Here is an 8,383-nt window from a genome sequence, read left to right as displayed (position 1 = left end):
CGCGCGGCGGAGCCGCCCGCGCCGTCGAGCGCCGGCGCCCGCGCGCCCCCCCCCCCACGACGGGTACGCGCACACGTCCGTCTGCGGACGAGGTCGAGCCATACCTCACGCTTCCTGGTGTCGAGGCCGGCCCACGCGGCGGGTGTCGCCGGCGGTCCGGCGAACCACTGCTCCCAGAGGGGTTGTGCGTGCTGGGGCAGGAGCGGGTAGTGCCGTGCGAGCTGCAGGTCGATGAGATCCGTCCCGCAGGGGGACGGGCGCCAGGCTTCGACTTTCGCCCGCAGTTCGAAGTCCGCCAATTGATCGCCTTGATCGTCCCTGATGTCCAGGACGACGTCCTCGAGGTCCAGCGACTTGCGGGTGCCCTTGGCCAGCACCTCCCGCAGCCCGCTGCTCGGGGCCAGACCGCGCAGCAGGAGCGGCGGCAGCGGATTCTCAGCGGGCAGGATCTTGGTGAACTCCCGGCAGGAGCCGAGCCATTGCTCCTCGTCGTGCACCCGCACAGTCCCCCAGTAACCCTCCGGCGGGCCCAGATAGTCGTCCTCGCCGACGAGGGCCAAGCTGCCTGCCTTCGTGACCGCTCCTGGACTTTCGGCGTCGCCGAGCAGCCACGCGTCGAGCGCCTTGTCTTCGGGCACCAGCCACACCCGGTTACCGACCCAGCCGCGCGGCTCGGCGCCTTCCGGGATCCAGCCGAACAACTCGTACGTTCCCCGCGCAAGGTCCGTGAACAGCCCGTCTACCGCCAGGCACGTCCCCCACACGCGGCCGTCCTCCGCGTCCGCAATCGTGAACCGGTTTTGCCGTCGGAGATCCCTTTCATCCAGGACTGGCTGTGTCACCGTTCGGGGACTCCGTCCCGGCGCAGGACACGTTGCAGTACCTGCTGCACATCGTCCTGGACGGCCTCGAGGAGTTCGGCGCCCAACACGCATAGGGAGTGTTCCCAGGGATGCCCGAAGGTGCCGAAGCGGAGGTCCTCTGCAAGAAAGATGAAGTAGTCGCCGTCCGGATAGGGACTGAGCGGCCAGCCCTTACGCGAGCGCCCCTCGACAACGACCGGCAGGAACATGTCGGTTGCCGGGAGATCCGGACGGAGTCGGTAGCAGGTGTGGTTCCAGTTCAGAATCCACAGCGACTCTCCGGGCCTGCTGCATTTCACAAGCCCGTCCTGTACGGCATCGACCAGCCGGTCGAGTTTCAGGTCGCCGGGGTCGTCCCGCAGCCTGTCCAGGCTCCATGTGATCGAGGGCTTTGGCTCGGTGATCCCCGGGAACGCCTGCGTGTCGGGGCGAAAGTCGAATTCGGCGTCGAGGCGGCCGAAGATGCGGTCGTATTCGGTTCCGGACAGGCGTTTGAGGGGCTCATCGATCACCCGGTGAACCTATCTCCGGCTGAAGGACCGCGGCCCAGGATATTTCCCGGCTTGCTGGGCATGCGCGGGCTGCGCCGCCGCGGTCACTTCGGCTGGCAGCGCCTGCGGCGGGCGGCGCGGGGTCAGATCGACTGCGTCATCCGGTGGCGGAAGTGTCGGCCGCCGGCCTGGGGGAGAGGGCTCCCGGGCAGACGAGTTCGGTGTCGGCGGCTGCGGTGACGACCGGGTCGTGGGTGGCGACGACGGTGACGCAGCCGGTGGCGTGGGTGCGTTCGCTGATGAGGTCGGCCAGGTCGGCGGCCAGTGTGCGGTCCACGGCGGCGGTGGGTTCGTCGATCAGCAGGAGGTCGGGGTCGAGGAACAAGGCACGGGCCAGGGCGACGCGTTGGCGTTCTCCTCCGGAGAGTTGGTCGGGGCGGTGCCCGAGCCGGTGTCCGAGGCCGACGGCGGCGAGGGCGTCGGCGGCCCGGCGGCGTTCGCGCCGGGGGCGGTGGCCCGCGATGTAGGCGGCGGCCAGCAGTTGCTCGGTCGCGGTCAGCGCGGTGAGGAGGTTGCCGCTCTGGAACATGTAGCCGATCCGCGTCCGGCGCATCCGGGCGCGTTCGGCGTCGTTCAGGGCGGCCAGGTCGACGTCGCCCAGGCGTACGGTGCCGCGGTCGGGGCGCAGCAGAGCGCCGGCCACGGCGAGCAGGGTCGACTTGCCGGAGCCTGAGGGACCCACGAGTGCGGTGACCTTTCCGGCGGGGAACTCGGCGTCCAGGTCGGCGAATACCGCGGTGCGGGTCTCGTTGCGTCCGCGGGTGACGGTGACGTTCGACAGGGCAAGGCTCATCGGTGGGCTCCGAGCATGGTGAGGGGGTCGGCCGAGGTGACGCGGCGCAGGGTGAGCGCGGTCCCGGCCAGGCCGACTCCGGCGACCGCCGCCATCGTCGCGGCGAGTGTCGAGGCGGGGAGGCTGAACGGCACGGCGTCGCCGAGCGCCGCGCCCACGCCGAGCGCGACCAGCCCGCCGCAGGCGGCCCCGGCGGCGACCACCACGGCGGCCTGCACGGTGCTGTGCCACAGCAGCCGCGGCCGGGATGCGCCCAGGGCGCGCAGCAACGCCAGTTCGGGCGTGCGCTGCACGGTCCACACCGAGAAGAACGCGCCCACGACGAGCGGGGCGATCAGGAACAGGAAGACCTGGATCGACGTCATCGTGATGCGCTCGCCCGAATAGCCGGGGGCAGCCTCGAAGGCGCCCTCCCGGGACACGGTCTTCGTGCCCAGGGCCGCATCCATCTCGGCCAGGGACACGTCCGCGCCGCCGGTACGCAGGGCCACCGCGCTGAACTGCCGGGGCGCCTCCGCCCCGGGGTCCGCGCCGGGGACGGCGAACCGGATGCGCTGCCACAGCTCCAAGGGCAGGTACGCCGCGGGCACATGGCCGTACGAACGGGCCCCGGTGATCCCCGCGACGCGCATCGTGATGCCGAAGCGGTCGATCGTCACGGTGTCGCCGACCCGCACGCCCTTGTCCGCGATCTTCTTCGAGATCACCACGCCGTCGCCTGACGACCCGACCGACGACCCGCCCGACGATCCGACCGGCGCCCCGGACGAGACGGGCGGGGCCAGGAAGGAGCCGGGCTCGATGCCGAACGCCGCCAGGTCGATGTCGACGCCGCGATCGGTGGTCCCCCGGGTGATCGACACGCCGACCGGGGCGGCATCCCCGCCGAGGCGGTCGCGCCAGGCGCGGAGCGTGCGGTCGTCGACGAGGCTGCGGTTGAACTGGTCCGACTTGGCGTCCGCACTGAACGCGAAGTGGGTGGCGGGCAGCCCGCGCAGCGCCGAGACGGTGTCGTTGCCGAGGCCGGTGGTGAACCCCGAGACGATGCCGACCAGCGCGGCGACCAGCATCACGACGCTTCCCATGAGGAGGAAGCGTCCGCGTGCTGCGCGGATTTCCAGAAGTGCGAGGAACACCGTGCTCCCTTCGGAGCGCTGCTTTGGGGACGTGGCGTCGCCAACATAGCTCATGGGGACGCATCGTCCCCAAGGGGTCCGATGGTTCGCCTCCGCACGCCCGGCGCCGACGCGCGGCCTGCAGATCACGGGCTTGAAAGGGGAATCAGTACGCGTTCGCCCTGCTCCAGGCCGTGCGCGGAACGCGGTCGACTAAAGTGTCCGAGTGCCACGCATCACCGCGGCCACGGTCGCCGACCACCGCGCGAACCAGCGCAGCGCCCTGCTGCAGGCAGCACGGGACCTCCTCCTCACGGACGGTGCGGGAGCGGTGACCTTCACGGCTGTCGCTGAGCGCGCCGGGCTCGCCCGCAACAGCGTCTACAAGTACTTCGCCGACCGGCGGGACCTGCTGACGGCACTCGTCGCCGACGCCACGCCGCGCTGGACCGGTCCCATCCGCGTCGCCATGGAAGCCGCCGACACCCCCGCGGACCGCATCGCCGCCTTCGTCACCGCGCAACTGGAGCTCGTGCGCTCCGGCGAGCACCGCGTCGCGCAGGCCCTTGCCGACGGCCCGGACGCCGCCGCGCTGCGGGCGGGCGCCGACCGCGCCCACGCGGACATCCTCGTACCCCTCGTCGAGGCGCTCGAGGCGCTGCACGACCCCGACCCGCGCCGCACGGCGGTGCTGCTCCAGGGCTTCGTGAACGCTGCGACCAAGGCGGTCGAGTCCGGCGACGACTTCGAGGCCGTCAGCCGCCGCGCGGTGCAACTCGCGGTGGCCGCCGTGACGTCCGCACCCGGAGAAGCGGACCGCTGACGCGCCGACCGGGGCGGCCCCGACCGCCGACCGCCTTCTCTGTGGCGGACCCCGGGGCCGGCGGCGTTGCCCACGGCCACACCCGTACGCACGCTGGGCCGCGGCGACAGCGCGTCCTCACACCTGGGGCGGCTCCTGGCTCTCTTGCCGCTGCCGCCGGCGGAAGTTGCGCATGGATACCTGGGAGCCGCAGCCGGGACTGCAGTACAGCCCTCCGCCGTTGCGGGTGCGGTCGAAGAAGCCGAAATGGCACGGGGGGTTCCGGCACGCCTTGATGCGTCCCCAGTCGCTGCTCTGCGCGAAGGTCGTCACCGCAGCCAGCACGGTTCCGAACGCACGCTCGACCCCCGCCTGCGGTGACGCCAGTTCGACGCCGCCGGCGGTGATCACCGTCGCCAGCGGGTAGAGCGAACCCGCGCGCCGCAGGTGCCGCTCGGCGCGCTGCAGCGGCTCGCCCAGGCTCTCCTCGTCGCCCGCGTGCGCGAGCAGCACGGTCACCAGGGCGTCGCGCAACTCGCGCGCGGCCGCGGCGTCGGCATCGGTCGCCACGGTTTCGCCGCCGAACGCGTCGTACTCCGCCAGCCACGCCGCGAACGAGTCTCCGTCCGCGAACAACTCCTGCCGACCGGATCCGTCCTCGCGCGTGTTCACGAACGCGAGCACGGTCTCCACCGCCGGCGTGACGGTACGCGGGCTGACTTTGGGGGATCCGGCTGCACTGCTCATGCCCTCACCCTACATCAGCAGGAAGAGGTACTAAACCGTCTAGAAGGCAACGCGAGACGCCTTCGGGCTTGACTGGTTGCGTTCTAACTTCTTAAGGTCACAACATGAATCGCATATCCAACCAGCAGGCCCATCCCCGCACATGGCTCATCACCGGCGCGACGTCCGGCATCGGCCGCGAACTGACGCTCCAGGCACTCGAAAACGGCGACGCCGTCGCGGCACTTGCCCGCGACACCGCCTCCCTGGACGAGCTGACCGGGGCGCACGGCGAGCGCCTGCTCCTCGTCCAGACGGACGTGAGCGACGAGCAGGCCGTCCGGGGAGCGGTAGAGCGGACGCTCGAACGGTTCGGCCGCATCGACGTGGTGGCCAACAACGCGGGCTACGGACTGTTCGGAGCCGTCGAGGAAGCCACCGATGCGCAGGTCCGCGCCGTGTTCGACACCAACGTCTTCGGCGTGCTCAACGTGCTCCGCGCGACGCTGCCGGTGCTGCGCACCCAGCGATCCGGGCACATCCTCCAGGGCTCGTCCGTGTACGGGCAGTTCGCCCACCCCGGCGTCGGGCTGCTGGCCGCGACCAAGCACGCCGTCGAGGGACTGTCAGAGGCGCTGGTGGCCGAGGTCGCCCCGCTCGGCATCAAGGTCACGCTCATCCAGCCCGGCCTGACCGCGACCCCCTTCCTGGCCAACCTGGACGTCGCCGCCGGCCTGGCCGACTACGACCCGACCGTCCGCGAAGTCCAGAAAGGCATCGGCGAGTTGCCGGCATCCGCGTTCTCCTCCGCGGCGCGGATCGCCGCCGGCATCCGCACCGCGGTCGACAGCGACAACCCTCCGCTGCGCCTGGCCCTCGGCACCGCCGGCGCCACGCAGATGCGCACCGCCTTGGACGCACGCATCGCCGACCTGGACACCTGGAAGCACGTGACCGACACCGTCGACGCGTAACCGCAGACCCCGCCGGGGGCGCGGCATCGACAGCCGACGTGCCCCCGGCGCGACCCTCTTTCAGGTCCGGCACATGGCCCTGCCGCGCCCGGTTGGAGTGCGTCCGATGCAGTGAAATCCCGCGCTACGCCCGTGCGGCGAAGCGGTCGGGAGCGCGTCGGCGGGACAGCGTGGGCCTCCTCGAGGCGGGCCCGGACCCGGCGTTCGCACCATGACCTGAACGGGGACTGCCATGCCGGTCGACCGACGCTCACTCCTCCGCGCGGGGGCAGCCGCCGCGCTGGGAACCGCGACCGCCCTCCACGTCGGCGGGCAGGCCAGCGGGGCCGCACCGACCGCCCCGCATGCCGCTCCGGGCGCCGCTTCGGGCGTCGCGCCGGGTGTCGAACCGGCCGCATGGCAGGCGCTGGGGCGGCAACTCAGCCCGGCCGCGCGGCTCGTGCGGCCCGGAGATCCGGACTATTCCGCGCGGGCGACCGCGGACAACCAGCGCTACGCCGGGGTGCGGCCCGCCGGAGTGCTCGCGTGCGCGACTGAAGGCGACGTGCGGGCTGCGGTGCGCTGGTGCGCCGCGCACGGCGTACCGTTCGCGCCGCGGTCGGGCGGTCACAACTACGCCGGATACTCCACCACCTCCGGCCTGGTGATCAGCCTGCGCGCGATGAACCAGGTCACCCCACAGGGCAATCGGCTGCACCTCGGCGGCGGCGCGACCAACTCCGACGTGTACGCCGCCCGTGCGGCCGGGCTGTACTTCCCCGGCGGACGCTGCCCCGGCGTGGGCGTGGCCGGGCTCACCCTCGGCGGCGGCCTCGGGTTCAACGACCGCAAGTGGGGCCTGACCTGCGACCGGATGGCCGAGACCAGGGTCGTGCTCGCCGACGGCACGATCGTGCGGGCCGCCGCGGACGAGAACCCCGACCTGTTCTGGGCCTGCCGCGGCGGGGCCGGCGGCAACTTCGGCATCAACACCGCGTTCGTCTTCGACGCGGTCCGGGTGGACGATCGGCGCGCCACTGTCTTCGATCTGGTCTTCCCATTGGCTGCGGGGCCTGCAGTGGTCGAGGAGTTCCAGTGCCTCCTGGGCGCCGACCGCGCCGACGACCTCGACGTCCGCATCGGCTTCAAGCACACCGGCGACGGCACGACCGCGGCGACGGTGCTCGGGCAGCGCCTCGGCGCCGAGGACGACGCCCGCCGCGTCCTGAGCGGGCTGCTCAAGCTCGGCCCGACCCGGGCGTTCGTCGAGGAACGCGGCTTCTGGTCCGCGCAGGACCACCTGATGGAAAAGCCCGGGGCCAAGGACTGCTACGCCTCCAAGTCCCTCGTCCCCAGCCGGTGGCTCACCCGGGACATCGTCGCCCGGGTCTCCGAGTGGACGCGCGCATGGCAGCCCGGCCCGTCGGGGGCGACCGGGTACGTCACGCTCTTCGCGATGGGCGGCACCACCGCCACCCTGCGGCCGGACGAGACCGCGTACCCGCACCGCGCCGCAACCTTCGTCATCGACATCGGCACCCACTGGACGCCAGGCACCGCCGCCGAGGACGTCCGCGCTCTCCTCGCGCAGACCCGGGCCATCCACCACACCCTGCGCCGCGACCTGGCCACCGACGCTGCCTACGTCAACTTCCCCGACCCCGACCTGCACGGCTGGCAACACGCCTACTACGGCCCCAACTACGCACGTCTGACCGGCATCAAGCACCGCTACGACCCCACCGGTCTGTTCCGCTACGCCCAAGCAGTGACCAGATAGCCGTCCGGATGAGGCCATTCGGTGTGGGCGCGTTGCGCGAGGACGTCGCCATGCTCGCCAGGCTCGTTGGCGGGGCGCGGCACACCTTCGTCACTGGCCACGCAGGAGCCGTGACCGCCGCGGAGGCGAAGTTCCCGGCTACAGGGGATCGGGTCTTCGTAGGGGGCTACGTGACATTTTGTGTGCAAGATGATGATCTTGCGGGAAATCGTTCGCGTGCGTACGGGGTGTCGGGTACGGTCACCGGGTTGTCGTGCCAGGTGGGAGCCCTTGTCGGCTCCGGAGTGAGGATGGATCGGTCTATGGCGTGTCGTATCGGTGAGCTCGTGCTGGGTTGCCGCGAACCCGAGGTGCTGGCGCGGTTCTGGTGCGAGGTCCTGGACTTCGTGGTCCTCGGCCGCGAGGACGACGGGTCGATCGAGATCGGGCCGCGCGAGGGGTTCGGCGGACCGCAGCCGACGCTCTTCCTGAGCGCCCGCGACGAACCCGAACCGGGGAAGTCGCGGCTGCACATCGACGTCAATGCGACCGACCGGGACCAGGACGCGGAACTCGAGCGCCTGCTGGCCATCGGCGCGCGCCCGGCCGACATCGGCCAGAAGAGCGACTCGTCGTGGCACGTCTTGATGGACCCCGAGGGCAACGAGTTCTGCCTCCTCAGGGCGCGCATCCCGCAGCTGTGAGTTCCGGCGGGGGCAGCGGGCCGGAGTCCGCGCCGGGGACGGTTCATCTCCTGTGGCATGTCTCGCACCAGAACGAGGCCGGCGAAGGGGGAGCGGTTCTCCATAGCGCCGATGGCG

The 8,383-nt window shown here is 71.6% G+C and carries 9 protein-coding genes; 4 read left to right on the top strand and 5 right to left on the bottom strand.

The window, feature by feature from the left end; all coding sequences use genetic code 11:
* The 4 genes from LZ495_RS07290 to LZ495_RS07275 form a co-directional block, all read right to left on the bottom strand.
* On the bottom strand, nt 1-764 hold a 764-nt coding region (locus LZ495_RS07290), incomplete at its 3' end, for a hypothetical protein (RefSeq protein ID WP_235051173.1).
* A gap of 74 nt (nt 765-838) precedes the next feature.
* Nucleotides 839-1,375: a DUF2716 domain-containing protein gene (locus LZ495_RS07285; RefSeq protein ID WP_235051172.1), complete on the bottom strand. Its 537-nt coding sequence runs from the start codon at nt 1,373-1,375 to the stop codon at nt 839-841.
* 136 nt (nt 1,376-1,511) lie between these two features.
* Entirely contained in the window at nt 1,512-2,207 is a 696-nt protein-coding gene (locus LZ495_RS07280; protein ID WP_235051171.1) for an ABC transporter ATP-binding protein, read from the bottom strand.
* A complete protein-coding gene (locus LZ495_RS07275) occupies nt 2,204-3,343 on the bottom strand; it encodes an FtsX-like permease family protein (protein ID WP_235051500.1) in 1,140 nt (379 codons plus the stop codon). Before LZ495_RS07275 ends, LZ495_RS07280 begins: the two co-directional genes overlap by 4 nt.
* A gap of 205 nt (nt 3,344-3,548) precedes the next feature.
* Between LZ495_RS07275 and LZ495_RS07270 the strand changes: the two genes are divergently transcribed.
* Nucleotides 3,549-4,145: a TetR/AcrR family transcriptional regulator gene (locus LZ495_RS07270; protein WP_235051170.1), complete on the top strand. Its 597-nt coding sequence runs from the start codon at nt 3,549-3,551 to the stop codon at nt 4,143-4,145.
* 117 nt (nt 4,146-4,262) lie between these two features.
* Here LZ495_RS07270 and LZ495_RS07265 read toward each other — a convergent pair whose 3' ends face one another.
* Nucleotides 4,263-4,871: a CGNR zinc finger domain-containing protein gene (locus tag LZ495_RS07265; RefSeq protein WP_235051169.1), complete on the bottom strand. Its 609-nt coding sequence runs from the start codon at nt 4,869-4,871 to the stop codon at nt 4,263-4,265.
* Nucleotides 4,872-4,975: 104 nt separating this feature from the next.
* On the opposite strand from LZ495_RS07265, the gene LZ495_RS07260 reads away from it, so the two are divergent.
* From LZ495_RS07260 to LZ495_RS07250, 3 genes are all read left to right on the top strand, one after another.
* Nucleotides 4,976-5,824 carry an SDR family NAD(P)-dependent oxidoreductase gene (locus LZ495_RS07260; RefSeq protein WP_235051168.1) on the top strand — a complete coding sequence of 283 codons (849 nt, stop codon included), beginning with the start codon at nt 4,976-4,978 and terminating at the stop codon, nt 5,822-5,824.
* 232 nt (nt 5,825-6,056) lie between these two features.
* The gene (locus LZ495_RS07255) at nt 6,057-7,583 is read left to right on the top strand and encodes an FAD-binding oxidoreductase (protein ID WP_235051167.1); all 1,527 of its coding nucleotides are present in this window, start codon (nt 6,057-6,059) and stop codon (nt 7,581-7,583) included.
* A gap of 302 nt (nt 7,584-7,885) precedes the next feature.
* Complete coding sequence (locus tag LZ495_RS07250) at nt 7,886-8,266, top strand: VOC family protein (RefSeq protein WP_235051166.1); 381 nt, start codon at nt 7,886-7,888, stop codon at nt 8,264-8,266.
* Nucleotides 8,267-8,383 lie beyond the last annotated feature (117 nt).

Source organism: Yinghuangia soli, from assembly GCF_021502675.1.
GTDB lineage: Bacteria > Actinomycetota > Actinomycetes > Streptomycetales > Streptomycetaceae > Yinghuangia > Yinghuangia soli.
The sequence above is the reverse complement of the archived record's forward strand: the minus strand, read 5'-3'. Positions and strand labels throughout refer to the sequence as shown.

Bases quoted from the DNA above. Each gene is read 5' to 3' on its own strand.
- LZ495_RS07280 (WP_235051171.1), bottom strand. From the start codon at position 2,207: ATGAGCCTTGCCCTGTCGAACGTCACCGTCACCCGCGGACGCAACGAG.
- LZ495_RS07265 (WP_235051169.1), bottom strand. From the start codon at position 4,871: ATGAGCAGTGCAGCCGGATCCCCCAAAGTCAGCCCGCGTACCGTCACG.
- LZ495_RS07260 (WP_235051168.1), top strand. From the start codon at position 4,976: ATGAATCGCATATCCAACCAGCAGGCCCATCCCCGCACATGGCTCATC.
- LZ495_RS07255 (WP_235051167.1), top strand. From the start codon at position 6,057: ATGCCGGTCGACCGACGCTCACTCCTCCGCGCGGGGGCAGCCGCCGCG.
- LZ495_RS07250 (WP_235051166.1), top strand. From the start codon at position 7,886: ATGGCGTGTCGTATCGGTGAGCTCGTGCTGGGTTGCCGCGAACCCGAG.